The organism is Meridianimarinicoccus roseus (assembly GCF_003172915.1).
In the GTDB taxonomy this organism is placed as follows: domain Bacteria; phylum Pseudomonadota; class Alphaproteobacteria; order Rhodobacterales; family Rhodobacteraceae; genus Meridianimarinicoccus; species Meridianimarinicoccus roseus.
The window spans coordinates 18,655-43,667 of the sequence record NZ_QGKU01000025.1; the positions used below are offsets into that span (position 1 = coordinate 18,655).

At 67.8% G+C, this 25,013-nt stretch carries 27 protein-coding genes; 17 read left to right on the plus strand and 10 right to left on the minus strand.

Annotated elements, in window-relative coordinates; all coding sequences use genetic code 11:
- Positions 1 to 5 precede the first annotated feature (5 nt).
- From DKT77_RS05420 to DKT77_RS05460, 9 genes are all read left to right on the plus strand, one after another.
- Positions 6 to 1,151, plus strand: coding sequence for an acyl-CoA dehydrogenase family protein (locus DKT77_RS05420; RefSeq protein WP_109810701.1), 1,146 nt, complete (start codon positions 6 to 8; stop codon positions 1,149 to 1,151).
- Positions 1,148 to 2,218: an enoyl-CoA hydratase/isomerase family protein gene (locus DKT77_RS05425; RefSeq protein ID WP_109810702.1), complete on the plus strand. Its 1,071-nt coding sequence runs from the start codon at positions 1,148 to 1,150 to the stop codon at positions 2,216 to 2,218. Before DKT77_RS05420 ends, DKT77_RS05425 begins: the two co-directional genes overlap by 4 nt.
- Entirely contained in the window at positions 2,215 to 3,099 is an 885-nt protein-coding gene (gene mmsB, locus DKT77_RS05430) for a 3-hydroxyisobutyrate dehydrogenase (protein WP_109810703.1), read from the plus strand. Before DKT77_RS05425 ends, mmsB begins: the two co-directional genes overlap by 4 nt.
- Complete coding sequence (locus DKT77_RS05435; RefSeq protein WP_109810704.1) at positions 3,096 to 4,004, plus strand: SMP-30/gluconolactonase/LRE family protein; 909 nt, start codon at positions 3,096 to 3,098, stop codon at positions 4,002 to 4,004. Before mmsB ends, DKT77_RS05435 begins: the two co-directional genes overlap by 4 nt.
- Before the next feature lie 150 nt (positions 4,005 to 4,154).
- Positions 4,155 to 4,991 carry a hypothetical protein gene (locus DKT77_RS05440; RefSeq protein ID WP_109810705.1) on the plus strand — a complete coding sequence of 279 codons (837 nt, stop codon included), beginning with the start codon at positions 4,155 to 4,157 and terminating at the stop codon, positions 4,989 to 4,991.
- Between the two features lie 189 nt (positions 4,992 to 5,180).
- Positions 5,181 to 6,284 (plus strand): hypothetical protein, encoded by a 1,104-nt coding sequence (locus DKT77_RS05445; protein WP_146204964.1) that lies wholly within the window; start codon positions 5,181 to 5,183, stop codon positions 6,282 to 6,284.
- A gap of 147 nt (positions 6,285 to 6,431) precedes the next feature.
- Positions 6,432 to 6,746, plus strand: a complete 315-nt coding sequence (locus DKT77_RS05450) for a hypothetical protein (protein ID WP_109810707.1) — start codon at positions 6,432 to 6,434, stop codon at positions 6,744 to 6,746.
- Entirely contained in the window at positions 6,743 to 6,946 is a 204-nt protein-coding gene (gene hemP / locus DKT77_RS05455; RefSeq protein WP_109810708.1) for a hemin uptake protein HemP, read from the plus strand. The genes DKT77_RS05450 and hemP overlap by 4 nt, the downstream gene beginning before the upstream one ends.
- Complete coding sequence (locus DKT77_RS05460) at positions 6,943 to 7,437, plus strand: hypothetical protein (protein ID WP_109810709.1); 495 nt, start codon at positions 6,943 to 6,945, stop codon at positions 7,435 to 7,437. Before hemP ends, DKT77_RS05460 begins: the two co-directional genes overlap by 4 nt.
- 45 nt (positions 7,438 to 7,482) lie before the next feature.
- On the opposite strand, the gene DKT77_RS05465 is transcribed toward DKT77_RS05460, so the two are convergent.
- Positions 7,483 to 8,061: a DUF302 domain-containing protein gene (locus tag DKT77_RS05465; RefSeq protein WP_238547704.1), complete on the minus strand. Its 579-nt coding sequence runs from the start codon at positions 8,059 to 8,061 to the stop codon at positions 7,483 to 7,485.
- Between the two features lie 109 nt (positions 8,062 to 8,170).
- Here DKT77_RS05465 and DKT77_RS21420 point away from each other — a divergent pair, with 109 nt between their 5' ends.
- The 4 genes from DKT77_RS21420 (at position 8,171) to DKT77_RS05485 (ending at position 12,840) form a co-directional block, all read left to right on the plus strand.
- Positions 8,171 to 8,689, plus strand: coding sequence for a winged helix-turn-helix domain-containing protein (locus DKT77_RS21420; RefSeq protein WP_338016068.1), 519 nt, complete (start codon positions 8,171 to 8,173; stop codon positions 8,687 to 8,689).
- A 61-nt stretch (positions 8,690 to 8,750) separates the two neighbouring features.
- A complete protein-coding gene (locus tag DKT77_RS05475; RefSeq protein ID WP_238547705.1) occupies positions 8,751 to 10,208 on the plus strand; it encodes a YbaY family lipoprotein in 1,458 nt (485 codons plus the stop codon).
- 91 nt (positions 10,209 to 10,299) lie between these two features.
- Positions 10,300 to 12,081: an IlvD/Edd family dehydratase gene (locus tag DKT77_RS05480; RefSeq protein ID WP_109810712.1), complete on the plus strand. Its 1,782-nt coding sequence runs from the start codon at positions 10,300 to 10,302 to the stop codon at positions 12,079 to 12,081.
- 15 nt (positions 12,082 to 12,096) lie between these two features.
- Positions 12,097 to 12,840, plus strand: a complete 744-nt coding sequence (locus tag DKT77_RS05485; protein ID WP_109810713.1) for an SDR family oxidoreductase — start codon at positions 12,097 to 12,099, stop codon at positions 12,838 to 12,840.
- Here the strand turns inward: DKT77_RS05485 and DKT77_RS05490 are convergent.
- The 5 genes from DKT77_RS05490 to DKT77_RS05510 form a co-directional block, all read right to left on the minus strand.
- The gene (locus DKT77_RS05490) at positions 12,837 to 13,520 is read right to left on the minus strand and encodes an aspartate/glutamate racemase family protein (RefSeq protein WP_109810714.1); all 684 of its coding nucleotides are present in this window, start codon (positions 13,518 to 13,520) and stop codon (positions 12,837 to 12,839) included. The two genes, DKT77_RS05485 and DKT77_RS05490, sit on opposite strands and share 4 nt — an antisense overlap.
- 4 nt (positions 13,521 to 13,524) lie before the next feature.
- Positions 13,525 to 14,367 (minus strand): ABC transporter permease, encoded by an 843-nt coding sequence (locus DKT77_RS05495; RefSeq protein WP_109810715.1) that lies wholly within the window; start codon positions 14,365 to 14,367, stop codon positions 13,525 to 13,527.
- A gap of 1 nt (position 14,368) precedes the next feature.
- Positions 14,369 to 15,232, minus strand: coding sequence for an ABC transporter permease (locus tag DKT77_RS05500; protein ID WP_109810716.1), 864 nt, complete (start codon positions 15,230 to 15,232; stop codon positions 14,369 to 14,371).
- 61 nt (positions 15,233 to 15,293) lie between these two features.
- Complete coding sequence (locus tag DKT77_RS05505) at positions 15,294 to 16,580, minus strand: ABC transporter substrate-binding protein (protein ID WP_109810717.1); 1,287 nt, start codon at positions 16,578 to 16,580, stop codon at positions 15,294 to 15,296.
- Positions 16,581 to 16,630: 50 nt separating this feature from the next.
- Positions 16,631 to 17,614 carry an ABC transporter ATP-binding protein gene (locus DKT77_RS05510; RefSeq protein ID WP_109810718.1) on the minus strand — a complete coding sequence of 328 codons (984 nt, stop codon included), beginning with the start codon at positions 17,612 to 17,614 and terminating at the stop codon, positions 16,631 to 16,633.
- Between the two features lie 251 nt (positions 17,615 to 17,865).
- Between DKT77_RS05510 and DKT77_RS05515 the strand changes: the two genes are divergently transcribed.
- The gene (locus tag DKT77_RS05515; RefSeq protein ID WP_109810719.1) at positions 17,866 to 18,585 is read left to right on the plus strand and encodes a GntR family transcriptional regulator; all 720 of its coding nucleotides are present in this window, start codon (positions 17,866 to 17,868) and stop codon (positions 18,583 to 18,585) included.
- Positions 18,582 to 19,415, plus strand: coding sequence for a GNAT family N-acetyltransferase (locus tag DKT77_RS05520; RefSeq protein ID WP_238547706.1), 834 nt, complete (start codon positions 18,582 to 18,584; stop codon positions 19,413 to 19,415). The genes DKT77_RS05515 and DKT77_RS05520 overlap by 4 nt, the downstream gene beginning before the upstream one ends.
- Here the strand turns inward: DKT77_RS05520 and DKT77_RS05525 are convergent.
- Positions 19,412 to 20,575 (minus strand): pyridoxal phosphate-dependent aminotransferase, encoded by a 1,164-nt coding sequence (locus tag DKT77_RS05525; RefSeq protein ID WP_109810720.1) that lies wholly within the window; start codon positions 20,573 to 20,575, stop codon positions 19,412 to 19,414. The two genes, DKT77_RS05520 and DKT77_RS05525, sit on opposite strands and share 4 nt — an antisense overlap.
- A 75-nt stretch (positions 20,576 to 20,650) precedes the next feature.
- On the opposite strand from DKT77_RS05525, the gene DKT77_RS05530 reads away from it, so the two are divergent.
- Positions 20,651 to 21,427 (plus strand): NAD(P)-binding domain-containing protein, encoded by a 777-nt coding sequence (locus DKT77_RS05530; protein WP_109810721.1) that lies wholly within the window; start codon positions 20,651 to 20,653, stop codon positions 21,425 to 21,427.
- Positions 21,424 to 21,951 carry a DUF3833 domain-containing protein gene (locus tag DKT77_RS05535; RefSeq protein WP_109810722.1) on the plus strand — a complete coding sequence of 176 codons (528 nt, stop codon included), beginning with the start codon at positions 21,424 to 21,426 and terminating at the stop codon, positions 21,949 to 21,951. Before DKT77_RS05530 ends, DKT77_RS05535 begins: the two co-directional genes overlap by 4 nt.
- 157 nt (positions 21,952 to 22,108) lie before the next feature.
- Here DKT77_RS05535 and choV read toward each other — a convergent pair whose 3' ends face one another.
- From choV to choX, 3 genes are read right to left on the minus strand one after another with little or no spacing between them, the layout of a single operon-like run.
- Positions 22,109 to 23,134: a choline ABC transporter ATP-binding protein gene (gene choV, locus DKT77_RS05540; protein WP_109810723.1), complete on the minus strand. Its 1,026-nt coding sequence runs from the start codon at positions 23,132 to 23,134 to the stop codon at positions 22,109 to 22,111.
- The gene (gene choW, locus DKT77_RS05545; protein WP_109810724.1) at positions 23,131 to 23,964 is read right to left on the minus strand and encodes a choline ABC transporter permease subunit; all 834 of its coding nucleotides are present in this window, start codon (positions 23,962 to 23,964) and stop codon (positions 23,131 to 23,133) included. Before choW ends, choV begins: the two co-directional genes overlap by 4 nt.
- A 55-nt stretch (positions 23,965 to 24,019) precedes the next feature.
- Entirely contained in the window at positions 24,020 to 24,946 is a 927-nt protein-coding gene (choX, locus tag DKT77_RS05550; protein ID WP_109810725.1) for a choline ABC transporter substrate-binding protein, read from the minus strand.
- Positions 24,947 to 25,013: the final 67 nt, after the last annotated feature.

Genomic DNA, 25,013 nt, shown 5'->3' on the forward strand with positions numbered 1-25,013 from the left:
GAGACATGGATTTCGCCCTGAGCGCGGAACAGGCCGCTATCCTGGAGATGGCGCAGTCATTCGGTGCTGACAGGATCGCGCCTTTCGCCCGGACCTGGGAGTCCGAAGGGACGATCCCGCGCGCGCTGTGGCCGGATCTTGCCGCGCTGGGGTTCGGCGGGCTGTGCGTGCCGGAAGACGCGGGCGGGTCGGGCCTGTCGCGGCTAGAGGCGACGCTTGTCTTCGAGGGGCTGAGCGCCTCCTGTGCGTCTGTCGCGGCCTTTCTGTCGATCCACAACATGTGCGCGGTGATGCTGGAGCGACATGGCGCGCCCGCGCTGCGCGCCCGTCTGCTGCCCGCCGTTCTGGCGATGGACTGCGTTCTGTCCTATTGCCTGACCGAGCCGGGAAGCGGGTCGGATGCGGCGGCGCTGCGGACCCGCGCGCGGCGCGACGGCGATGGCTATGTGCTGGACGGATCCAAGGCGTTCATCTCGGGGGGCGGCTATTCGGATGCCTATGTCGTGATGGCGCGCACCGGCGGCGACGGGGCCGGGGGCATCTCGGCTCTGCTGGTCGAGGACGGCACGCCGGGCCTGTCCTTCGGCGGGCTGGAGGACAAGATGGGCTGGCGCGCGCAGCCGACCCGCGCGGTTCAGTTCGACGGCTGCCGGGTGCCCGGGGACAACCTTCTGGGCAACGAAGGGCGCGGCTTTTCCTACGCGATGGCGGGGCTGGACGGCGGGCGCCTGAACATCGCCGCGTGCAGCCTTGGCGCCGCGCAGGCCGCGCTGGAGGCAACGCTTGGCTACATGCGCGAACGGCGGGCCTTCGGCCGCCCGATCGACCAGTTCCAGGCGCTTCAGTTCCGACTTGCCGATTGCGAGATCGAATTGCAGGCGGCGCGGGTGATGTTGCGGCAGGCGGCGTGGAAGCTGGACCAGGCTGCGCCGGACGCGACGCTGCACTGCGCCATGGCCAAGACCTTCGTTACCGAGATGGGCAGTCGCGTCGTCGATACCTGCCTGCAGATGCACGGCGGCTACGGGTATCTTGCCGACTACGGGATCGAGAAGATCGCGCGCGATCTGCGGGTGCACCGCATCCTCGAGGGCACGAACGAAATCATGCGCCTGATCGTCGCGCGCGGCCTGGTGGGACAGGCGGCATGACGGGCGCGCTGGGATCTTCCGGGGCAAAGATCCGGATCGAGGGGCGGGCCGGGCGCATCACGCTGGACCGGCCTGCCGCGCTGAATGCGCTGACCCATGACATGGTCACCGACATCGATGCCGCCCTGCGGGACTGGGCCGGGGATCACCGCGTTGCGCTCGTGCTGATCGACGCTGCGGGCGAGAAGGCGTTCTGCGCGGGCGGTGACATCGCCGATCTGCACGCCACCGGCATGGCGGGCGATTTCGCCTACGGCCGCCGTTTCTGGCGCGACGAGTACCGGCTGAACGCGCTGCTGGCGGGATATGGCAAGCCGGTCGTCAGCCTGCTGCAGGGCTACACCATGGGTGGCGGTGTCGGGGTCGGCTGCCACGGGTCGGATCGCGTTGTGTGCGAGGACAGCCGCATCGCAATGCCTGAGGTCGGCATCGGGCTGGTACCGGACGTGGGCGGCTCGCTGCTGCTGGCGCGCGCGCCGGGGCGGCTGGGCACATATCTCGGCCTGACGGCGGCCCGGATGGGGCCGGGCGATGCGATCCTCGTGGGGTTCGCGGACCATTTCGTGCCGCGCGCGGACTGGCCTGCGCTCGCCGCCGCGCTGTGCGAGACGGGCGATGCCGCGCTTGTCCGCGGGGCCGCTCGCCCGGCGCCGGACGCCGCGCTGGCACCGCAGCGGGACGCGATTGACGCCTGTTTCACCGCGCCCGAGCTTGAGGGCATCGTTGCCTCGCTGCGGATGCGGGATGATGACTGGGCGCGCGCCACGCTGGACGCGATGGGCCGTATGAGTCCGCTGGCGATGGCCTGCGCGGTTGAGCTGCTGGCGCGGCTGCGGGCCGATCCCTCGGCCGACATGGCCGAGGCGTTGGCGCTGGAATATCGTTTCACCAGCCGCGCGATGGAGCAGGGCGATTTCCTGGAAGGCGTGCGCGCGGCGGTGATAGACAAGGATCGGGCGCCGCGCTGGCGCCATGCCGCGCCGGACGGCGTTCCGGCGGCAGAGGTCGCGGCGATGCTGGCGGCGCTGGGGGAGAATGCATTGATACTGGATGGGGAACCGGCATGAAGATCGGCTTCGTGGGTCTTGGCAACATGGGCGGGCCGATGGCCGCCAACCTGGTCGCGGCGGGACACGCGGTAGCCGGGTACGACCCGGTCTCGGTGCTGCCGGAAGGGGTGCGCCCCTGCGCCGATGCGGCGCAAGCGGCGGCGGGGGCGGAGGTGGTGATCACGATGCTGCCGTCCGGAGACGTCCTGCGCGGGGTCGCGGCGCAGCTCGTTCCGGCGATGGCGCCCGGCGCAGTGCTTCTGGACTGTTCCACCGTGGACGTGGACAGCGCCCGCGCGGTGGCCGACCTTGCCGCCGCGGCGGGGCTGCGCGCGCTCGATGCGCCGGTGTCGGGCGGCGTGGGCGGTGCTGCAGCCGGTACGCTGACCTTCATGGTGGGCGGCCCCTCCGATGCCGTCGAGACGGCACGCCCGCTGTTCGACGTGATGGGCGCGCGCATGGTGCATTGTGGCCCGGCGGGCAACGGGCAAGCGGCGAAGATCTGCAACAACATGATCCTCGGCGCAACGATGGCGGTCACCTGCGAGGCGTTCGCGCTGGCCGACCGTCTGGGTCTCGAGCGGCAGGCGATGTTCGATGTGGTGTCCACCTCGTCGGGAAATTCATGGTCGATCTCGACCTATTGCCCGGCGCCGGGGGTCGGGCCGGTCTCGCCCGCCGACAACGATTATCGCCCCGGTTTCGCGGCGGAGCTGATGCTGAAGGACCTGCGCTTGTCGCAACAGGCGGCGGTTCAGGTCGATGCCGATACCCCACTGGGGGCCTGCGCGACCACCCTTTACGAAAACTTCGTTGAAGGGCCGGGCGAGGACGGGCGCGGGCGCGACTTCTCGGCGCTGCTGGCGCGGTTCGAGTCTCACGGGCGGCGAGCGCAATGACCTCGCTGCATGATCGTGGGGCGCTTGCCGACATGCCGCTGGAGGCGGAGTTGCTGGTCGCCTGCGACACCGAACTGGGCGAGGGTGTGCAATGGCACCCGCGCCACCGCCGCGTCTTCTGGACCGACATCAAGGCCAGCGTGCTGTGGTCCTGCGATGAGCACGGCGGGCGGGTGCGGCGGCTGGACCTCGAGGCGCCGCTGTGCTCGTTTGCGTTCTGCGATGACGGGAGGATGCTCGCGGCCTTCGCCGATGGGCTGGCCTGGGTCGACCCGCTTACCGGGCGGCGGAGGCTTTTCGAACCTTACCAGCCGGACCGGCCGGGCACCCGCATGAACGACGGCGCGCTGGACCGGCAGGGCCGGTTTGTCGTCGGCGGCATCGACGAGGCGGATCGTCAGCCGGTCACGCCGGTCTGGTCCGTCGATCGCGGTCGTGTGCGCGAGATATTGCACAACGTCGTGATAGCCAATTCCACGGCGTTCTCGCCCGATGGCACCGTGATGTATTTCGCCGACACGCCCGAGGGGGTGATCCGCGCCTACGCCTACAACCCGGCCACCGGTACGCCGTCGCAGCGGCGCGACTTCGCTGTGCTTGCGCCCGATGAGGGGAAACCGGACGGGTCCACCGTGGATGCGCAGGGTGCGCTATGGAACGCGCGGTTCGGCGGCGGTTCGGTCGCGCGCTATCTGCCTGACGGCACGCCTGACCTTGTCGTGCGCGTGCCGGCACCGAACGTGACCTGCTGCGCCCTTGGCGGCAGAACCATGCGGCGCCTGTTCATAACAACGGCGCGGATCGAGATGACCGAGGACGCGCTTGCAGCGGCGCCGCATGCAGGCGGGCTGTTCGTGGTGGACGTGCCGGTGCGCGGCCTCGTACCGGGCACCTACCGGCGCTGAGCGCGGGCGCGGCGGGCGGGCTGCCGACCGCAAGACGGGAGACACGGTTAACGCGCTGTCAACCAAGGGCGTGCGAAGCATGGCGGGTGCGGGCGGCGCTTGCAGTCCGCGCATTGCACTCTTGCCGCTGTTCCAGAAAGGACACCGTTTATGCACCGGTTCCGCCGCCTGTTCCGCCCACGCCGCCCGCGCCGACCCGTAATGCCTAGCACGGCGCTGTCCTTTGCGCTGGCCGCGGGCCTTGCGCTGTCCGCCGTTTGCCCGCCCGGCGCGGTGCGCGCGGGCACGCTGACCGTGATCGGCGATGTGAATGCAGGGTCCGCCGACAACCTGACGCTTTATGGCAATGTCCTTGGATCCGGGCGCGAGGTGCTGTTCGCGCGCGGCTTCGCGCAGCTTGGTGGCGTGGTCAGCCATTTCCGGTCTGTCGGGGCGACGGCGCAGGACTGGGCCGGGCCGCTTACCGGCGCTGTGCTGGCGGGCGTGGACCTGCTGGTGCTGACGACGAGCTACAACACCTCTTTCGATTTCACCGCGCCTGAGCTTGCAGCCGTCGGTGCTTACGGGCTTGCGGGCGGGTCCGTCCTGCTGGTGGCGGAAGGCAACGCTCCGGCTGCGCTGGACGGCTACAACGCCGTGCTGGCCGGGATCGGCGGCTACATCCGCTTTACCGGGCAGCGCTTCGCGCAAACCGAAACTCTGACAGACCTGCCCGAAACCGACCTGACCAGCGGAATGACCGGCTTCCGCGTGTCCCCCTACAGCACGCTGTCGGGCGGCACTTCGGCGGTGACGGCGTCCAATGGCTCGGTCATTGCCTTCGAGGTGTTCGGCGCGCCGCCGCCCGCGCCGGTGTCGCTGCCGCCCGCGCTGCCGATGCTGGCCGGCGGGATCGGCGTGCTGCTGGTGCTCGGGTGCGTGCGGGCGCGTGCCGGCGGGCCGGGGCGCCCCACAAAAGCGATTGGTGACGGCGCGCCGATAATCTAGTCTGGGCGTATGATGCGCCGCCCACCGTTTCCGCCCCGCCGCCCGCCCCGTTCCGGTTTCCCGGGTGGAACCGACGCGGAATTCGGGGCACGGGAAGGGGTCGGCGACGCCGCTGAGAGCGATTTCGGTGCCGCCATCGATACGGGGGCCGGGCGCAGTGACGATGCGCCCCGGGACCGCTCGCCCTCTTTGGACGATGCCGGAGGGACGGACTGGCGCGGGCCCTACGATCCGGATCCGGACGCGGCCGAAGACGATCTGTGGTTCATGCCTGCTCCGCCTGACGACGACGCGGCCCCTGGGGACATGCCGTGGCTGGCCGGGCCTGCGCGGGGTACAGGGGCCGAGCTTCCGCAGGCGGACGACTGGGCGCGGGCCGAGGCGGGCTGTGCCGCGGCGCTGGCCCGCACTGCACTTGCGGTCGGCGCGCTCGACGACCGGCTGCGCTGCGGGCCGGCCGGTTTGCGGCGGCGACTGATCTGCGCCGAGGTGGCCGATCTCGGCTGGCACCTTGGTGACCGGGTGACGGTGGACCGGCTGGCGCTATACCTCGTGCTGCGACTGGCCGCGCTTGGCGAGGACGCTCAGTCGCTCGCACGCGCGGCCTGGGCGCAGAGGAGGCTGGACCATGCCGGGCTCCCGGACCTGTCGGACCCCGCCGCGCTGAGCGCCTTTCTGGGCCGGGAGGCGGTCGCGGGCCTGCCCGGTGCCGAGTTGATCACCCGCCCCATGGGAACGGAATTCGATGCGCTGGTGCACGACTGGGCACGCGAGGTCGAGACCCTGTCCGGCAGGCATCCGTTCGTGGTGGCTGCCGCCGCCTGGCAGGGCTGGCGCGCGCGGGGTCTGTCGGGCGATCTTGCTGAAGTGGAGGGCGGCGTTCTGGCCGCCAAGATCGCGGCGCAGGCGCTGCGAACCGGCGGAATGGGCTTCGTGCCGCTCTCGCTGGGTGGGGGCGATGCGCTGCGGGCTTCCGGCGATGCGTCCGCCCGGCTTGGCGCCTGGCTGCGCGGCATAGAACAGGCGGCGCTGCGCGGTCTGATGGAATGCGACCGGCTGGCGGCATGGCTGGTGCTGGCCGAACAGCGTATCGCGCCGCTTTCAGGGCGCACGCCGTCGCGGCTGGTCGCGGCGCTGCTGGACTGGCCGCTGGCCTCGGCTCCGATGCTGGAGGCGCAGACCGGCGCGTCGCGGGCCGCCGTTCAGCGCAACATGTTGCGGTTCGAGGATCTCGGGCTGGTGCGCGAGGTCACCGGGCAGGCCCGGTTCCGGTTCTGGCGCGCGGCTGTGTGACGGCCTCCGTAGGCGGTCGTGGCGCGCGCAAACAAGCGGCGCTTGACATAGGCGACTCTTTCACTCAGGAATAAAGAGTGCCCCAGCCACCGAAGGGAAGCCCGGGACCGGACAGAACCCCGACCCTGATCGAAGGACCCCACCGGCATGACCCAGATTCCTGACCGCCCGACGCCCGCGCGCATCGCGCGCCCCCGGCTTGCTTCGCGTTTATCCCCAAAGGCGGCGGCGACACTGCCGCGACCCGTTCCGCCCGTGACGGTGGCCGCCTGCGGGGCGCGAGGCACCGGACCTTCACCGGTCTCGTTGGCTCAGCCGCCGTCCGGGCGGTCCGAACCCGGCCCCGGATCGGCCGTATCGGGTGCCGCGCAGGCGCTTGCGCTTCTGGAAGAGGCGATGCTGCGCCCAGCCGCTCCGCCCAGTCTCGAGGCGCTGCTAGACTGGGTCGAGGCGCGGCGATGACGGTCGCATTCCGCCCCGCCGGAGCGCCCTCGATCGCCGCCGCGCCGTCGCGACCGGACGGGAGAGAGGCCCCAGAATCCACGCCGCTGCACGATGCGCGCAGGCTGACAGGCCCGGATCGGACCGCGCGGATCGTGCTGGACGGCCAAGTCTACACCCTGCGCATCACCCGCGCGGGCAAACTGATCCTGACGAAATGACGCCGCAGGTCGACATTCGGGGCGGCACACCGGTGCGTGTGCTGGCCGAACTGCCCGCGCTGGAGCGCTGGCTGGTGCAGGCGCTGCGCGACTGGTGCGATGGGCCCGACGGGCAGGCGCGTGTCTGGTCCGATCTGGCGCAGCGGCTTGGTCCGTCGCGGGGTCGCGCAGCGCTGCACGGGTTCGAGCGCACCCTGGCGATCCTGCTGGGCTGCGGGCGGCGGCGTTTCTGCCGTCATGCGAGTGGCTGCCCCTGTGCGGGCCTCGACGAGGTGCTGATGGCGCATTTCGTGGCCGTCGCGGCGGGTGGAGCCGAGGAGGACGCGCTGCTCATGGCGATGCTGCTGGTTCCGGCCGACCAGATGTGGCCATTGGTCACCGCCGCGCGGCAGCTTGGGTTGGAGTTGGAACGCGCGCCCGGTGGCGCCGTGGCGGCGGGATCTGAGCCAACGCCCACCCATGACGGGACGCCCTTTGCGACGCGCCACTGATGCGCTTCTGGCGCCAAGGTCCGGCCCGGTCGGCACGCCGCGGCGCTAAAGCGCACCGGCCGCCGCGCGCTCCATCAGGTCCCGCACCAGGTCGCGCAACTCGGAGGCTGCGCTCCGTACCCCGTCGGGTAGGCGCCGCCCGCCTTCGAACAGCAGGTCGAGGTTCGGCGCATAGAGCCACAGCGCGCCCTGTGCGTCCTCCAGCAGCGCGATGCGGCAGGGCAGATGCGCGGCGAAGGCGTCGGAGTATTCGATCATCCGGGCGGCGGTCAGCGGGCTGCAATAGAGATAGATATGCAGCTTGCGCCACGGAGTGCCCTGCATCGCAGCCACGTCGTCGCCAAGGGGCAGCGTCGCGGCTTCATGCAAGGTCATGTCACGGGTGAGCCTGCGGATCGCCGTTTCGACCTGCGCGAAGCTGAGCCCACCGCCGACGCGGGCTTTCCAGACCGTCGCTTCTGCCGGATCGCCGGTGCGCAGCAGCACTTTCGCGGCGGACCAGTAGTGTCCCGGCGCATCGGCCTGCACTGTACCGAATGCCAAGTGCACCATGACGGCTGCGGCCAGCAGCGTCGCGAGGCTGAACGCCCCGAAGAGGGCGAGAGCGGTGCGAAGGCGCTGCATGGACATCTCCCGTATCGAGGGCGCGACCCTGATGCCCTGTCAAAAGAGCAGTCGCAGATCCCGGCGAGACGTACTTGCAAAACGCATGCCGGACGGATGAGATGGATCCATGATGCACGAAGCGCCCGACCCCGACCGCAAAATGTCCCCCGAGGCAGTCTCACGCGACGTGCCCGAAATCCGGCCCGGTCCGGCCGGTACCGCCTGTGATGGGGCGGGCGCGGACGAAGGCATGGACGGGCAGGCGGCCCGGTCCGGCGCCGCGCTGTCAAAGCCCCGGTTGCGGCTGCGGCTGTGCTACCCGGATGGTGTGATGCTTGGGCCGGGCAAGGCGGACCTGCTGGAGGGCATCGCCGAAACCGGGTCCATCGCGGCAGCCGGGCGGCGTATGGGCATGAGCTACAAGCGGGCGTGGTCACTGGTGGAAACCATGAACGCGGCATTTCGCGAACCGCTGGTTCTGCGCAGCAGGGGTGGGGCGCAGGGAGGCGGCGCGGTGCTGACGGACACCGGCCGCACGGTGTTGGACCATTACCGCCGGATACAACAGCGCGCCGCGCAGGCCGTGCAGAAGGACGTGGCCGCGATCACGGCGTTGATGCATGGTGGGGAAGGGAATGGGACTTGAGGCGCTGGTGGGACGGGCGGCTTTGTCGCGGCCCCAATGCCGCAGGAAAAGGATGCGGGCCATGCGCCGATTGACGACACTTGTCGCGTTTCTGACAGGGTTGATGTCGGTCGGCCAGCCGATACCGTCCGCCGCGGCTGCCGGGGGCGGAACATCGACGGGGGTCGTGACCGGAAGCGCCCTTTATCGTGAGCGGATGGCCCTGCCGCCCGGTGCGGCGTTCGAGGCGGTGCTGGAGGACATCTCGCGGGCGGATGCGGCCGCACGCCTGCTGGGCCGCATGGCGCTGCCAGAGCCGGGCGCGCCGCCCTATGACATATCGATCACTTACGATCGGGCGGAGATTGACCCCGCCCGGACCTATGCAGTGCGCGCGCGTGTTATCGGACCAGAGGGGCTGATCTTCACCTCGGACAGTGTCCACCCGGTGCTGACGCGTGGTGCGCCGGACCGGGTGGAGATCGTGATGGTGCGCGCGGCGGGTCCGGCGCAGGCCGCCGTGCCGGGCGACGTCGGCCCGGCAGAGCTGCGGTTGCCCGCCAGTTTCACCGGCACGCTGCCCTGCGCCGATTGCGCCGGGATAGCGCATCACCTAGATCTATGGGAGGATGGCAGCTTCCAGCTGCGCCGGGACTGGCTGGGGCGCACGCCGGATCATGTGGAGGGCAATCTGGGCCGCTGGTCCGTCGATGCCGCGACCGGGGCTGTCGTGCTCCATGGCACGGGCACGCCCCCGCTGCGGTGGCAGATCACCGGCCCGGACAGCCTGCGCGCGCTGGCACGGGACGGCAGCCCGATCGCGTCCTACTTGCCTTACGGGCTGGTGGGCGACGGTACGCTGGTGCCGGTGGAGGTGCCGCTGAGCATGACCGGGCAGTTCGTCTACTTCGCCGATTCCGCGATGTTCGAGCATTGCGAGAGCGGTCACCGGATGCCGGTCGCGATGGAGGGTGCATATATCGAACTGGAGCGCGCCTATCTTGAGGCTGGGCTTGCGCCGCAGGCGCCGCTGCTCGCGGTGATCGAGGGCCGGATCGCGCCGCGCCCGGGCATGGAGGGGCCCGTGCGGCGCACAGTGCTGGTGGACCGGCTGATCGCAACGCGACCGGGCGAGAGTTGCGCGCGGGAGCGGGCAACAGCGCCGCTGGTGAATACCTACTGGAAGCTGGAGCGGCTGGGCACCGGTGAGGCGCCTGTTCCGGCCCTGCCGGACCGGCGCGAGCCGCATCTTATCCTGCACGGCGCGCAGCAAGGTGAGGCGGGCGGGCCGCGCTTCGCCGCGACGGCGGGCTGCAACACGATGGCGGGCGGCTATGTCCGACGCGCAGGCGGCCACCTGGAATTCGGGCAGGCGATGGCCACGCTGATGGCCTGTCCGCCGCCGGTCGACGCTTTGGAGCGCGGGCTGGCTGAGGCGCTGGCGCAGACCCGCAACTATCGGGTCACCGGCCAGACCCTGGTGTTGAGCGACGCGCACGGCGAGGTCACGGCGCTGTTCCGGGCGGTGCACCTGCCCTGAGCCGAGCCCCCATTGCCATCCTTGCCGTTTGCGATACCACTGCGCGGGCAGGCAGCCCGCAGCGGCGGTAGCACAGACCCGGAGGAGCGACATGACAGACACCCGCGCCCATCGCAGGTTCCGTTCGCAGGAATGGTTCGACAACCCGAACAATCCCGGCATGACCGCGCTCTACCTCGAACGCTACCTCAACCAGGAATATACCCGCGAGGAGTTGCAGGGCGAAAAGCCGGTGATCGGCATTGCGCAGACCGGCAGCGACCTTGCGCCCTGCAACAAGATCCACGTGTTCCTTATGGACCGGATCAAGGCGGGCATTCGCGATGCGGGCGGTGTGCCGATGGAATTCCCGGTCCACCCGATCCAGGAAACCGGCAAGCGGCCGACCGCGGCGCTGGACCGAAACCTCGCCTACCTGAGCCTTGTAGAAGTGCTGCACGGCTATCCCATCGACGGCGTCGTGCTGACCACCGGTTGCGACAAGACCACGCCCGCGATGCTGATGGGCGCCGCGACGGTGGACCTGCCCGCCATCGTGCTGTCGGGAGGGCCGATGCTGGACGGCTGGTGGAACGGCAAGCTGGCCGGGTCGGGCACGATCATCTGGGAAAGCCGCCGCCTGCTGGCCGATGGCAAGATCGACTATGACGAGTTCATGGAACGGGTGTGCGCCTCGGCACCGAGCCTTGGTCATTGCAACACGATGGGCACGGCCAGCACGATGAACGCGCTGGCCGAGGCACTTGGCATGTCGCTGCCGGGCTGCGCCGCGATTCCCGCACCGTTTCGCGAACGCATGGCGATGGCCTATCGCACCGGCCGCCGCGCCGTGGAAATCGTGCTGGACGACCTTAAACCGTCGGACATCCTGACACGCGCCGCCTTCGAGAACGCGATCCGCGTCAACTCGGCGATCGGCGGGTCCACCAACGCGCCGCCGCACCTGCAGGCCATCGCGCGCCATGCGGGCGTAGCGCTAGACATCATGGACTGGCAGACCATCGGCCAAGACGTACCGCTTCTGGTGAACATGCAGCCCGCGGGTGCCTATTTGGGTGAGGCGTTCTACCGCGCGGGCGGCGTGCCCGCAGTGATGGGAGAACTGGCCGCAGCGGGACTGCTTGACGCAGAGGCGCCCAGCGTGGCGGGCGGCGACATGGAGGGCGCGCTGGCGGGGGCACGCTCGCGCGACGCCGACGTGATCCGCCCGGCGTCGGACCCGCTGCGCGAGAAGGCGGGGTTCGTGGTCCTGTCGGGGAACCTCTTCGACAGCGCGTTGATGAAGACGTCGGTTATCTCGGCTGATTTCCGGGCCCGCTTTCTGTCAACGCCGGGGTCCGAGAACGTGTTCGAGGCGACTGCGGTTGTGTTCGAGGGACCCGAAGACTACCACGCACGGATCAACGATCCGGCGCTGGACATTGATGCGCATACGATCCTGTTCATCCGCGGCGTGGGCTGCGTCGGCTATCCCGGTTCGGCCGAAGTGGTGAACATGCAGCCTCCAGACGCATTGATCCGCGGCGGGCTGATGCATCTGCCCACGGTGGGCGACGGGCGGCAGTCCGGTACGTCGGAAAGCCCGTCGATCCTGAACGCCTCTCCGGAAGCAGCGGTGGGCGGCGGGCTGGCGCTGCTGCGGACGGGCGACCGCGTGCGGCTCGACCTGAACGAACGGCGGCTCGATGCGGTGGTCGACGCGGACGACTGGAACGCGCGCCGCGCCGCGTGGTCACCGCCCGCGCTGCACAACCAGACGCCGTGGCAGGAGATCTACCGCGGCACCGTCGGCCAGTTGGCCGAGGGCGGCTGCCTTGAACTGGCGACCGCCTATCACAAGATCGCGCGGGACCTGCCGCGCGACAGTCACTGACGCAAGGAGCACCGCATGACCGGCGCGAACACCATCCTCATCACCGGCGCGGGCAGCGGCATCGGCCGCGCCACCGCCCGCCGTTTCCTTGGCGCGGGCTGGCGGGTCGCGCTGGTCGGCCGCCGCGCAGACGCGCTTGAGGAAACGGCGGACGGCGCAGAGGGCGCGCTGGTCCTGCCCTGCGATGTGACTGACGAGGACGGGGTTACCGGCGCTTTCGTGCGCGTCGCCGAGGACTGGGGCCATCTTGAAGTGTTGTTCAACAACGCGGGCGGGGGGCTTGGTGGCAAGCTCATCGACGAGATCGACCCGGCCGAATTCCGCCGCGTGGTCGAGGTCAACGTTGTCGGCATGTTCTTGTGCGCGCGCGCTGCCTTCGGACTGATGCGGCGGCAGGAGCCGCAGGGCGGGCGGATCATAAACAACGGGTCGATCTCTGCCCATGCGCCGAGGCCTGGTTCGGTCGCTTACACCACGACCAAGCACGCCGTGACCGGACTGACGCGCACCCTTTCCCTCGACGGTCGGCCGTTCCGTATTGCCTGCGGGCAGATCGACATCGGCAACGCGATGACCGACCTTGCGGCGCCGATGGCGACGGGCGTGCCGCAGGCCGATGGCAGCGTGAAGCCCGAACCGGTGATGGATGTCGGGCATGTTGCGGACGCGGTTTTCCATATGGCGGGCCTGCCGCTGGACGCCAACGTGCAATTCATGACCGTGATGGCCACCAACATGCCTTTCATCGGCCGCGGCTAGACCTGCGGCAGCAACTGCGCGGCGGGTGCGGTGTGGAGTCCCGCCAGCGCCGCCATGAGCCGGGCCGCCGCTGTCACGCCGTCGATCACGGTCGCACCGGTTTCGGCCGACAGCCGCACCGGCAGGTCCACCATCCCGGCGCAGCCGAGCACGACGCAGCGCACGTCATCCTCGGCCATCGCGGCGCGTGTTTCGCGCAGGATCGCGGTATGGGCGGCGTCCGGGTCTGCTTCCAGCGCCAGGACGGGCACCTCGCTGGCGCGGACGCGCCCAAGATGCGGCGCGAAGCCCTGCGCGTCGATATTGGCGCGTAGCACCGGCACGGACACGCCCAGTGTGGTCACGACCGAGAAGCGGCCCGCCAGCAGCGTTGCCATGTGATACCCGGCCTGGCCAATGCCGATCACGGGGCAGGCGGCGATTTCGCGGGCCTCGTCGAGGCCGGTATCGTCGAAGCAACCGATTATGATGCCGGACGCGCCCATGTTGCTTGCTTCGCGGACAAGCTCCAGCAGGGGCGGAACCGCGAGCGCGCCATCCGCGGCGCCCTGGATCGCGGGCGGGCCGCCATGCGATGTCCAGCCGTCGAACACGAGGTCAGGCGCAGCCAGCCGAGCGCCGTGCAGCATGGCGGCGGTCATGCTCGCGGTGCTGTTGGGATTGATCAGGACGATGCTCACCGTTTCACACCATGCCCTTGCCCGCGTCCGATCCTTGCCGGGCGCGGCGGCGTCCCAGCACCAGCACGGTCAGCAGGAACACTCCGATCACGAGAAACGAGAAGATCGTCGTCAGCGTGCCGAGCGCGAAGATCACCGGCGTCGTGACGTTTGTGGTCATCCCGTAGATCTCCAGCGGGAGCGTGTTGTAGCTGCCTGCCGTCAGCAGCGTCCGTGCGAATTCGTCGTAGGACAGGGTGAAACCGAACAGCGCCACCCCGATCAGCGAGGGTGCGATAATCGGCAACACCACGTGCTGGATCGTCTGCCAAGGGCTTGCGCCCTGGTCGCGGGCGGCTTCCTCGAAGCTGCGATCGAAGCGGTTGAACACCGCGAACATGATCAGCAGACCGAAAGGAAGCGTCCATGTCAGCTGCGCGCCGAAGCCCGAACTGGCCCAGTGTACGTTAAGGCCGGTCTGACTGAAGATCAGCCCGACGCCCAGCGAGATCAGGATCGACGGGATCACCAGCGAGGTGATGATCAGGTAGAACAACAGTCCCGACCCGGCAAAGCGCTTGCGGAATGCGAGCCCGCCCATCACGGACACAACGACGGTTGTGACCATCACCATCAGCCCCAGCGCAAAGGACCGCCGGAAGCTGCCCCAGATGTCACCGACCGCCTGTTCCTGAAACAAGTCGCGGAACCAGTGCAGCGACACGCCGCGCATCGGGAAGGTCAGCCCGCCCTCAGGTCCCTGGAAGGACAGGATCGCGATCGTGATCGTCGGCCCGTAGAGGAACACAAGGAACAGCACGAAGAACGCGGCGAGGACATAGAAAGAGCGTGGGCGCTTGCCGTCCATCTCAAAGCTCCTTGCGGATATCGACGAAGCGCAGCAGCACCGCGATCACGATCAGTACGGTGACCAGCAGCACTACCGCGGTCGCGGCGGCGGAAGGGTATTGGAGCAGCGCGATGTCGTTCGAGATCAGCCGCCCCACATTGGCCGACTGGCTGCCGGACATGAAGCGCACGGTGATGAAATCGCCCATCACCAGCGTGACCACGAAGATCGACCCGATCATGATGCCCGGCTTGGTCAGCGGGATGATCACGTTTGTCAGCGTCTGAAAGCCGGTCGCGCCGTTGTCGTAGGCGGCCTCGATCAGCGACTTGTCGATCCGCATCATCGTGTTGAAGATCGGCACAACCATGAACAATGTGTAGAGATGCACGAAGGTCAGGATCACCGAGAAATCCGAGAAAAGCAGCCATTCGAGCGGCTCGTCGATTACGCCCCACGAGATCAGGGTGGAATTGGCCAGCCCGTTGCGCCCCAGGAACGGTATCCACGAGATCATCCGAATGATGTTGGAGGTCCAGAACGGGATCGTGCACAGCAGGAACAGCGCCACCTGCCATGTCAGGCTGTGGACATGGAACGCGAGGAAATACGCAACGGTAAAACCGATCACAAGCGTGAAGACCCAAGTTATTGCGGCGTATTTGAACGTATTCAGGAACACCGAGTAGGTCACCGGCGAGCCGAACAGAAACTCGTAATTGTCGAACTGGAAGGCCGGGTAGATCGAGAATTCGGTCGCCCCCCAGAAGCTGACGATGACGATCATCACGATCGGTAGCACCAGAAACAGGGCCAGCACCACCGCCAGCGGCGAAGCTAGCAGCCAGCCTGCAATGTGGCGCGATTTCAGAAGGTTTTGCATGATCGCCCCGTGCAAAGAATGCCGCCCCCGGCCGTTCCGGGGGCGGCGGTCTGTCGATGGCTCAGGCCGCGATGAACTCGTTCCACTTGCGGACCATGTACTGGTTTTCGTCCATGACGGCGTTCCAGCAGGCCACAGCGCCCATGCGGTCGTAGAACGACCCACCGTCGCGCACAGCGCCCGCGGTGTCCATCACCTGCCCGGTCGGGCTGGTGATGTCGCCGGTGGCGGGCTTGCCTTCGAACCAGTAGCCCCATTCGTTTTCGGACATGAACGCCTTGGAGGTTTCCGGCACGGCCGAGTAGTAGCCCTGGCGCATCAAGTAGCCGCCGACCCAGCCGGACAGGTACCAGTTGATGTATTCATAGGCCGCGTCCAGCTCCAGCCCGGACAGGTTCTTCGACAGGCCGATACCGCCGCCCCAGCTGCGATAGCCTTCCTTCAGCGGTTGGTAGACGCAGGGAATGCCGCGCGACTTGACCGCCGTGATCGCGGGCGACCACATCGACTGGATCACGACCTCGCCCGACGCCATCAGGTTGACGCTCTCGTCGAAGGTCTTCCAGAATGCACGGAACTGGCCGGCCTTCTTCGCTTCGGTGAAGATCGCGAAGGTGGCGTCGATTTCGTCGCGGGTCATGTTGCCCTTGTCGCCGTACTGGATCTCGCCCATCGCTTCGCAGACCATGGCCATGTCCATGATCCCGATGGACGAGATGTCGAGTATCGACGCCTTGCCCTTGAATTCTGGGTTCAGCAGTTCGGTCCAGCTTTCGATCGGGCGGCCGATCAGGTCGGGGCGGATGCCCAGCGTATCGGCATTGTAGATCGTTGGGATGAGCGTCATCCAGCCGCTTTCGTTGTCCACGAATTCGCGGCCGCCGGGGCCATCGACGAAACCCACGGTATGCGGTGCGGTGCCCTGGGCGATTTCGCTCTCGGGGGTAAGCTTGCCGTCGCGGAAGATGCCGACGATCTTGTCATAATTGGCGATCTTGCTGGTATCCATCGCCTGCAGGTTGCCGGTCGGCCAGACCTTCTTGCAGATCCAGTATTCGATGTCGGCGATGTCGAAACTGTCGGGCTGGGTCGCCGCGCGCTGCGTGACGGCGTCGCTGTCCAGCGCCGTCATCTCAAGCGTGAAGCCAAGGTCTTCCTTTACCTTGGTGGCCACGTCGTTGAGGTTCGACACCCCGGTGCCGAACTGGCGAAGGGTGATGTCCTTGATGTTCTGCGCCCAGATCATCGGCGCACCGATGGTGTTGGTGCCCGCGATGGCGGCCGTTGCGGCGGCGCCCTTAAGAACGCTGCGGCGATTGAGCCCGCCGGTCTTGTCGCTGTTGGTCATGGTCCTCTCCATTGGTTTGTTCGCTTCGGGGTTTTCGGGAAATGTGTCGCTCAGGCGCGCAGCGGGTGCATCGCCGCATCGTCCCAGGTCAGCCCGACCGTGGCGCCCTCGGTCAACGGGTTGGCGAAGAACTCCTCCTCGGGGATCAGCGCTGCGATGTCCTGATCGCCGGTGGCGCGAAGGTTGAGCGTGACCGCCGTGCCCTGGTACTCGATCGTGACGATCCGGCCGTCGAGACGGCCCTGCGCCGGCTCCGTAAGCCCGATCCGGTCGCTGCGGATCGCGACCCGGCCCTGCGGTAGTGCGACCACGTTGTGCCCGCCCATGAAGCGGGCCACGAAGTCGGTGCGCGGCGCGTTGAACACCTCCCGCGCGGGGCCGGCCTGTTCGATCACTGCGTTGTTCATCACCACGATCTCGTCGGCCAGCGCGAGCGCCTCGTCTTGACCGTGTGTGACATGGACGAAGGTGATACCCAATTCACGCTGCAGCTTCTTCAACTCGCTCCGCATCCGAATGCGCAGGAAGGGGTCCAGCGCCGATAGCGGTTCGTCCAGCAGCAGCACCTGCGGTTGCGTGATCAGCGCGCGCGCCAGCGCGACGCGCTGCTGCTGCCCGCCCGAAAGCTGCGCGGGCAGCCGTTCGGCCTGCGCGGTCATGTCCACCAGTTCGAGCATCTCCAGCGCGCGCTTGCGTCGTGTCGCCGTGTCCACCCCCTTCATCTTCAAGGAAAACGCGACATTATCGGTCACGCTCAGATGCGGGAACAGCGCATAGTTCTGAAACATCATCGCCGTCCCCCGCTTGGCCGGCGGCAGATGTGACACGTCGGCGCCGCCCAGCACGACCGACCCGTCGCTGACGCTTTCGTGCCCGGCGATCATCCGCAGCGTGGACGACTTCCCGCAGCCCGACGGGCCAAGCAGGCAGGCGTAGACGCCGGCATGAAAATGGTGGTTGATGGCGTCCACGGCGACAGTACTGCCGTAGCGCTTTGTCAGGCTGACCAGTTCCAGATCGGGCGGCGTGGACATGCGGCTTCCTTTCGATTTCCCCAAGGCTGGGCCAAAGTCGCGTTCTGACAGAAGCGTTTTTGGCCGCGTGCAGGGTCATGCGCGCCGCTTTCTTGCGCATTGACTGAAAAATGGGCACTGCCGCTTTCCTGTGCACAAAATTGTCGCTTTGATTGTGTACGATTTCGTATTCAAACACGTCTCCTACCAGCGATCTTGCACCCGGCAGGCGTTGGGGTCACCAATTGGTCCATGCCCCGGACGCCCCTGCCATGACCGATTCCCTTTTCAGCCCTGTTCCGGATCCGTCCGCGCGACAGGCGCGCGGCGCGGGCGCGGCGGTGGCCGAAGGACTGGCCACGGCGATTCACGAACACCGTCTGACCCCTGGCATGAAACTGGGCGAAGACGAGGTCGGGGCCGCCTTCAACGTTTCGCGCACCGTGGTCCGGGCTGCGCTTCAGACGCTGGCGCATGAACAGCTTGTCTCCATCGCGCCGCACCGGGGCGCCTTCGTCGCGCAGCCGGACATGCGCGAGGCCCGCGAAGTGTTCGAAGCCCGCGCCCTGCTCGAGCCGCGCACCGCCCATTCCGCTGCGCTGCGCGCCACGCCCGCCGACATCGCCCTCCTGGAGGCGCATATCTCGGCCGAACACGACGCTCTCGCCGCCGGCGAGACCGGTCGCGCGCTGCGTCTGTCAGGGCAGTTCCACCTCGATATTGCACGCATCGCCGACCAGGCGACGATCGCGGCCTTCATCGCCAACCTAGTGTCGCGCTCGTCACTGGTGATCGCGCTCTACTGGCGGCGGCGTAACGCGATCTGCGAAAGCAACGCGCACCATGCGCTGCTGCGGGCGCTGGCCGACGGAAATGGCCCGGAGGCCGAGGCGCTGATGAAAAGCCATCTCGTGGACCTGCTGTCGCTGCTGGACCTGTCGCCCGGCGCCCGGCCCGCCCGGACGCTGGCCGAAGCTTTGGGCAAACCGTGATCCCGGCGCCGCGCACCATGCTGCCGGGCGAATTGCGCATCGTGCTGGACTGGGCAGCCGCCGAGGGCTGGAACCCCGGCCATGACGACGCGGCGGCGTTCCTCGCGGCCGATCCGGGCGGGTTTTTCGCCGCGGGGCCACCCGAGGCACCGGTCGCCGCGATCAGCGTCGTGAATCACGATCCCGGCTTTGCCTTCTTGGGGCTTTACCTCGTGCATCCGGATTGGCGCGGCCAGGGGATTGGCTACGCACTCTGGCAGCACGCGTTGGCCCATGCCGAAGCGCGCACCGTCGGGCTGGACGGCGTGCCCGCGCAGCAGGAAAACTACCGCGCTTCGGGTTTCGCCGCCGCAGGGCACACCGCCCGCTACGAGGGCGCGGTGCGCGGCGCGGCCGGTTCCGACATCCGCACGGTCCGCCCCGACGATCTGCCCGGCCTGATCGCCATGGACACCGCCGCGAACGGCTATTCCAAGGCAGCTTTCCTGCGCGTCTGGCTGACAGATACCGCCACGCGGCGCACGCTGGTGCTGGACCGGGGCGGAAAGCGGATGGGGTTCGTCACCCTGCGCGCCTGCCGTATCGGAACCAAGATCGGCCCACTGGTCGCTACAACGGTGGCTGAGGCCGAAACGCTGCTGCGCGCGGCCGCGCAAGATGCGGGCGGGGGTCCTCTGATCGTAGACGTGCCGGGCGATCAGACCGCGCTGAATGCGCTGTGCGAGGCCGAGGGCATGGCATGCGGATTCACCACCGCGCGGATGTATCGCGGGCCCGCCCCCCTCTCGCAACCGCTGGTGGCCAGCGCGGGTACGCTGGAACTGGGCTAGAGCACGGCGCGGATGCGCGAGATCGCCCGCTCGATGTTCTCGAGGTTGTTGGCGTAGGAAAAGCGTACGAACCCCTCGCCACCCTTGCCGAAACTGGTCCCCGCCACCGTGGCGACGCTCGCTTCGGTCAGGAACCGGTCCTGCGCCTGCCGCGCGGTCATGCCCGTCCCTTCAATGTTCGGAAAGGCATAGAACGCCCCGCCCGGATCGGCGCAGCGCACGCCCGGCAGGTCGTTCAGTGCCGCGACGATCGCCGCGCGGCGGGCATCGAACTGCGCGACCATGTCCCTAACGGCATCCTGAGGGCCGGTCAGCGCCGCTAGACCCGCGTATTGCGCCGCCGCGTTCACGCAGGAATGGTCGTTGATGCACAGCCGGACAGCGGCATCCACCATTGCCTTCGGCCAGACGGCATATCCCAGCCGCCAGCCTGTCATGGCATAGGTTTTGGACCAGCCATCAAGAAGGATCAGCCTGTCGCGGATCTGCGGATACTGCAGAAGGCTCACATGACGCCGACCGCCATACAGCATCTGCGAATAGATCTCGTCCGACAGCACCACGACGTCGGGCCAGTCCGCCAGCCCGTCGACCAGTGCGTCGATCTCGGCCTTCGGCACCACACCGCCCGTTGGGTTCGCGGGCGAGTTCAGGATGATCAGCCGCGTCGCCGGCGTGATCTGCCCCAGCACCGTCGCCGCGTCGAAGGCGAAGCCGTCGGCCTCCCGCAGCGCGATCGGCACCGGTGTCGCGCCGGAATAGCGGATCACGCTTTCATAGATCGGAAAGCCCGGGTCGGGATACAGGATCTCGGCCCCCGGCTCACCCAGCAGCAGCACTGCGAAAAACATCGTCGGCTTGCCGCCCGGCACAACGACCACGCAATCGGGATCTACCGCCGCGCCGTGCCGCACCTCGAGATCCGCGGCCACCGCCTCGCGCAGGCTGGGCAGCCCGTTCGCCGACGTGTAGCCGTGATGCCCGTCGCGCAGCGCCTTGATGCCCGCCTCGACCACGTGTTCGGGGGTGCGGAAATCCGGCTGCCCGATCCCAAGGTTGATGATGTCGCGCCCCTCGGCCGCCAGCCGCCCGGCCCGCGCCAGAACGTCGAACGCCGATTCCGTGCCCAGTCGGCCCACCGATTGCGCCATCCGGATCATGCCGTCTCCTCCCCCGTCTTGTGCAAAGCTGGCAGGGTGTTAGCGTGAAGCACGCAGGATTGGAAAGGGCAGTCGATGGCACGGATAGGGTTCCTTGGAACAGGCGAGATCGCGGGTGCGATGGTGCGCGGGCTTGCGGGGCAGGGGCACCGCATCCTCGTCAGCGAGCGAAATGCCGACCATGCCGCAATGCTGGCCCGCACCATCCCTGAAGTGACAATTGCCGCAAATCCGCAGGTCGTGGCCGGGTCCGACGTTGTTATCGCTTGCCTGATGGCGGCCACGGCGCGGCAGGTGCTGCCCGACCTGCCATGGCGCTCCGATCACACCATTATCTCGGTCATGGTGGACGTGCCGCATGGCGATCTCGCCACGCTCTGCGCGCCTGCCACCGACATCGCGCTGACCATCCCGATGCCCTTCATCTCCAGCGGTGGCTGCCCGCTGCCGGTTTTCCCGGACGCGGCGTCGGTCACTGCGCTTTTCGGCGCGCGCAACCTCGTGCTGCCGGTCGCCAGCGAAGTTGCGCTGAACGCGCATTTCGCGGCTTCGGCGCTGTCTGCGCCGATCCTGCGGCTGCTGGCCGAAGGGACCGGCTGGTTGGCGCGCGAAACCGGCGACCCGGTCGCGGCGGAGGCCTATGTTACCGCTCTGTTCGCCGGTTACATGACCCCGGATGGCACCGGGCGGCATTTTGCCGGCCTTCTGGACAGCCTTGCCACCGAAGGCGGGCTCAACGCCGCGTTGCGCGCCGCGCTCGAAGATCTGGGCGCGCCTGCTGCGCTTGGCGCGGGGATGGATACGCTGCGCCCCCGTCTTGGCCTGCCGCCCGCCACCGGGGCCGCATCATGAGGCGCTCCGCGCTGGCCGCGCTTCTGGCGCTTGCAGCATGTTCGGGAAAGCCAGCGCTGGACGATCCTGCGCTCAGCGACCGCACGCTGGATCTTGAAGCGTTCTTCGATGGGCCGGTCACCGCTTCTGGCCAATTCCAGGACGTTTTCGGCGCCGTGCGTCGGCGCTTCGACGTGGACATCGCCAGTCGCTGGGACGGGCAGACTCTGACGCTGACCGAGGATTTCACCTATGACGACGGCAGCACCGAACGCCGGGTCTGGACGCTGGTCAAGACCGGCCCGGAGACGTGGGAGGGCACCGCCCCCGGTGTTCTGGGCATCGCGCGCGGCACCGAAAGCGGCGATGCGTTCAACTGGCGCTACACGATCGACCTGCCGGTCGGCGAAGGCACGCTGCGCGCCACGTTCAACGACTGGATGTGGCTGATGTCGGATCGCACCCTGCTGAACCGCGCCTACATGTCCCGCTCCGGCGTCCCGCTGGGCGAGGTGATCATCTGGTTCGAGAAGGCCGCGCCGTGAAACGCGTCGCGCTGGCGGTTCTTGGGCTCGTGCTGTTGGCCGAACTGGCTCTGATGCTTGGCCTTTGGTCCCCGCCATGACGCGCGCCGCGGGCGCCGCGCCGTCCCGGCCGATGCATGGCTGGAAGCAGGGCTGCGGACCCGCGCGGCGCGGTACTTCAGGCGCGCAGGCGGTCCACCACGCTTTGCGCGCTCACGCAGCCGATCACCTGACCGTTCTCCGTTACCGGCACAGGGGATGGGTCGCCCTTCAGGCGGTCCATCACCTCGATCACCGGGGTTTCCGGGCCGACCGGGTCGGTGCCCGGCGTGCCTGCTCGGGTGTCCGGCGCCATCACGTCGCGCGCGGTCAGCACGCCCAGCGGGTTCATGTTCGCCACGAAATCCGCCACATACTCTGACGCCGGGGCCGAGAAAATGTCGCGCGGGGTCCCGCATTGCACGATCCGTCCACCTTCCATGATGGCGATCCGGTCGCCCAGCTTGAACGCCTCGTCGAGATCGTGACTGACGAAGATTATCGTGCGGCGCAAATCTCGCTGAAGGTCCAGAAGCTCATCCTGAAGCCGCGAGCGGATCAGAGGATCCAGTGCGCTGAAGGGCTCGTCCATCAGCAGGATTGGCGCGTCCGTCGCAAAGGCGCGCGCCAGCCCGACGCGCTGCTGCATTCCGCCGGACAGTTCGCCCACCTTGCGCTCGGCCCAGTCTGACAGCCCGACCAGCGCCAGTTGCCGGTCCACCCGTTCGGTGCGCGCAGCACTGTCGAGCCCGGCCAGTTCCAGCCCGAGCCCGACATTCTCGCGCACGCTGCGCCACGGAAGCAGGCCGAATTGCTGGAATACCATTGCCACGCGCTCCTGCCGGATGCGGCGCAGCGTACGGGCGTCGGCATTGGTTACGTTAACCATCTGCCCGCCGTCATTGACTGTCACGTTGCCGCGTACCACCGGGTTCAGCCCGTTGACCGCGCGCAGCAGCGTGGATTTGCCTGATCCGGACAGGCCCATCAGCACGAGGATCTCGCCCTCGGCCACGCTCAGAGCGCAGTCGTGCACGCCGAGCACCTGTTCCGTGCTTTCCTGGATCTCGGACCGGCTCTGGCCCGCGTCCATCAGGGGCAATGCCGCCTGCGGATCGGCTCCGAACACGATGGAGACATTGTTGAATTCGACGGCCTTGGTCATTTTTCCCTCACCCGCAACATGCGGTCCAGCATGATGGCCACCACCACGATGATGAAGCCGCTTTCGAAACCCAGCGCGGTATTGACTTGGTTCAACGCGCGCACCACCGGTACGCCCAGCCCGTCCGCGCCCACCAGCGCAGCGATCACCACCATCGACAGCGACAGCATGATCGTCTGGTTCAGCCCGGCCATGATCTGCGGCATGGCATAGGGCAGTTCGACCTTCCAAAGTGTCTGGGTTGGCGTGGCGCCGAACGCCTGCGCCGCCTCAAGAAGCGGCTTCGGGGTGGAACTCACGCCCAGATGCGTCAGTCGGATCGGGGCGGGCAGAACGAAGATCACCGTTGCGATCAACCCGGGCACCATGCCGATACCGAAAAAGACGATCGCCGGGATCAGGTAGACGAAGGTGGGCAGCGTCTGCATCAGGTCCAGCACTGGCCGCATCCCCGAATAGAGCGCGGGCCGGTGCGCGGCCGCGATGCCGATCGGCACTCCCACCGCCATGCACACCACGCAGGCGGACAGCACCAGCGTCAGGCTTTCGGTCGTCTCCTCCCAGTAGTCCTGGTTGAGGATGAACAGGAACCCCAGCGCTACGAACAGCGCGATCTTCCAGTTGCGCTGCACCGCGAAGGTCAGCGCGACGAAGGCGGCGACGACGATCAGCGGATGCGGCGTCTGCAACACCCACAGGATCGCGTCGATCAGAGCCTCCATGACGGTGGCGAGCCCGTCGAAAAACCAGCCGCCGTTTATCTGCAGCCAGTCGAACAGGATCGCGGCCCCATCGCCCACGGGGATCTTCGCATCGGTCAGCCAGTTCATGGAACCGTCCTTTCTGGTCGGCCCCCGCCCGCGCGGAGCGAGCAGGGGCGAAAGATCAAAGTCCCAGCGCTTCGCGCACCGCCGCGGCCGCGTCGCCGCCATCCACGGTGGTCACGCCGTCAAGCCAGCCCATCGCCATGTCAGGGTTCGCCTTCAGCCAAGCCGCCGCCGCGTCCTGCGGGTCCTGCCCGTCGTTCAGGATCGCGCCCATGATCTCGTTCTCCATCGCCAGAGTGAACTCCAGGTTCTGCAGCAATTGCCCCACGTTGGGGCATTCGGCGACGTAACCGGCGCGCGTGTTGGTATAGACCGTCGCGCCGCCAAGGTCGGGGCCGAACCAATCGTCGCCCCCGGTCAGGTATGTCAGATCGAAGTTGGCGTTCATCGGGTGCGGCTCCCAGCCCAGGAAGACGATCGGCTCTTCCCGGCGGCTCAGGCGGTCCACCTGCGCCAGCATCCCCTGCTCGGAGCTTTCGCGGATGTCGAAGCCGGACAACCCGAAGGCATCCGCCTCGATCATGTCGAGGATCAGCCGGTTGCCGTCATTGCCAGGCTCGATGCCGTAGATCGTCTCGTCCAGCGCGTCGGCATGGGTCGCGATGTCGGCGAAATCGGCGATCCCGAGCGCGGCGCCTGCGGCGTTGGTCGCCAGGGTATATTTCGCACCGGTCAGGTTGGCGCGCACCGTGTCCACCGTGCCTGCCTCGCGGTAGGGGGCGATATCGCCCTCCATTGTCGGCATCCAGTTGCCGAGGAAGACGTCGATATCGCCATCGGCCATCGCGGTATAGGTCACCGGCACCGAAAGAACCCGCACATCGGTGTCATAGCCAAGCGCTTCCAGCAGCACCGTGGTCGCCGCGGTGGTCGCGGTGATGTCGGTCCAGCCCACATCCGAGAAGGTCACACTGTCGCAATTCGCCCAGGCAGTGCTGGCGCCCAGCCCCAGGGCAAGGGCCGATACGGCGGTCTTATAGGTCATGTCACGCTCCCAAAATTATTGATTGACGAGTCAATTAAAAACCGAAAGACTGCGCAATGCAACAGGC

Bases quoted from the DNA above. Each gene is read 5' to 3' on its own strand.
- DKT77_RS05460 (WP_109810709.1), top strand. From the start codon at position 6,943: ATGACGCCGCAGGTCGACATTCGGGGCGGCACACCGGTGCGTGTGCTG.
- DKT77_RS05450 (WP_109810707.1), top strand. From the start codon at position 6,432: ATGACCCAGATTCCTGACCGCCCGACGCCCGCGCGCATCGCGCGCCCC.
- choW (WP_109810724.1), bottom strand. From the start codon at position 23,964: ATGAACTGGCTGACCGATGCGAAGATCCCCGTGGGCGATGGGGCCGCG.
- DKT77_RS05505 (WP_109810717.1), bottom strand. From the start codon at position 16,580: ATGACCAACAGCGACAAGACCGGCGGGCTCAATCGCCGCAGCGTTCTT.
- DKT77_RS05500 (WP_109810716.1), bottom strand. From the start codon at position 15,232: ATGCAAAACCTTCTGAAATCGCGCCACATTGCAGGCTGGCTGCTAGCT.
- DKT77_RS05535 (WP_109810722.1), top strand. From the start codon at position 21,424: ATGAGGCGCTCCGCGCTGGCCGCGCTTCTGGCGCTTGCAGCATGTTCG.
- DKT77_RS05440 (WP_109810705.1), top strand. From the start codon at position 4,155: ATGCACCGGTTCCGCCGCCTGTTCCGCCCACGCCGCCCGCGCCGACCC.
- DKT77_RS05465 (WP_238547704.1), bottom strand. From the start codon at position 8,061: ATGCAGCGCCTTCGCACCGCTCTCGCCCTCTTCGGGGCGTTCAGCCTC.
- choX (WP_109810725.1), bottom strand. From the start codon at position 24,946: ATGACCTATAAGACCGCCGTATCGGCCCTTGCCCTGGGGCTGGGCGCC.
- hemP (WP_109810708.1), top strand. From the start codon at position 6,743: ATGACGGTCGCATTCCGCCCCGCCGGAGCGCCCTCGATCGCCGCCGCG.
- DKT77_RS05525 (WP_109810720.1), bottom strand. From the start codon at position 20,575: ATGATCCGGATGGCGCAATCGGTGGGCCGACTGGGCACGGAATCGGCG.
- choV (WP_109810723.1), bottom strand. From the start codon at position 23,134: ATGACCAAGGCCGTCGAATTCAACAATGTCTCCATCGTGTTCGGAGCC.
- DKT77_RS05485 (WP_109810713.1), top strand. From the start codon at position 12,097: ATGACCGGCGCGAACACCATCCTCATCACCGGCGCGGGCAGCGGCATC.
- DKT77_RS05515 (WP_109810719.1), top strand. From the start codon at position 17,866: ATGACCGATTCCCTTTTCAGCCCTGTTCCGGATCCGTCCGCGCGACAG.
- DKT77_RS05425 (WP_109810702.1), top strand. From the start codon at position 1,148: ATGACGGGCGCGCTGGGATCTTCCGGGGCAAAGATCCGGATCGAGGGG.
- DKT77_RS05435 (WP_109810704.1), top strand. From the start codon at position 3,096: ATGACCTCGCTGCATGATCGTGGGGCGCTTGCCGACATGCCGCTGGAG.
- DKT77_RS21420 (WP_338016068.1), top strand. From the start codon at position 8,171: ATGATGCACGAAGCGCCCGACCCCGACCGCAAAATGTCCCCCGAGGCA.
- DKT77_RS05475 (WP_238547705.1), top strand. From the start codon at position 8,751: ATGCGCCGATTGACGACACTTGTCGCGTTTCTGACAGGGTTGATGTCG.
- DKT77_RS05530 (WP_109810721.1), top strand. From the start codon at position 20,651: ATGGCACGGATAGGGTTCCTTGGAACAGGCGAGATCGCGGGTGCGATG.
- DKT77_RS05420 (WP_109810701.1), top strand. From the start codon at position 6: ATGGATTTCGCCCTGAGCGCGGAACAGGCCGCTATCCTGGAGATGGCG.
- DKT77_RS05480 (WP_109810712.1), top strand. From the start codon at position 10,300: ATGACAGACACCCGCGCCCATCGCAGGTTCCGTTCGCAGGAATGGTTC.
- DKT77_RS05510 (WP_109810718.1), bottom strand. From the start codon at position 17,614: ATGTCCACGCCGCCCGATCTGGAACTGGTCAGCCTGACAAAGCGCTAC.
- mmsB (WP_109810703.1), top strand. From the start codon at position 2,215: ATGAAGATCGGCTTCGTGGGTCTTGGCAACATGGGCGGGCCGATGGCC.
- DKT77_RS05495 (WP_109810715.1), bottom strand. From the start codon at position 14,367: ATGGACGGCAAGCGCCCACGCTCTTTCTATGTCCTCGCCGCGTTCTTC.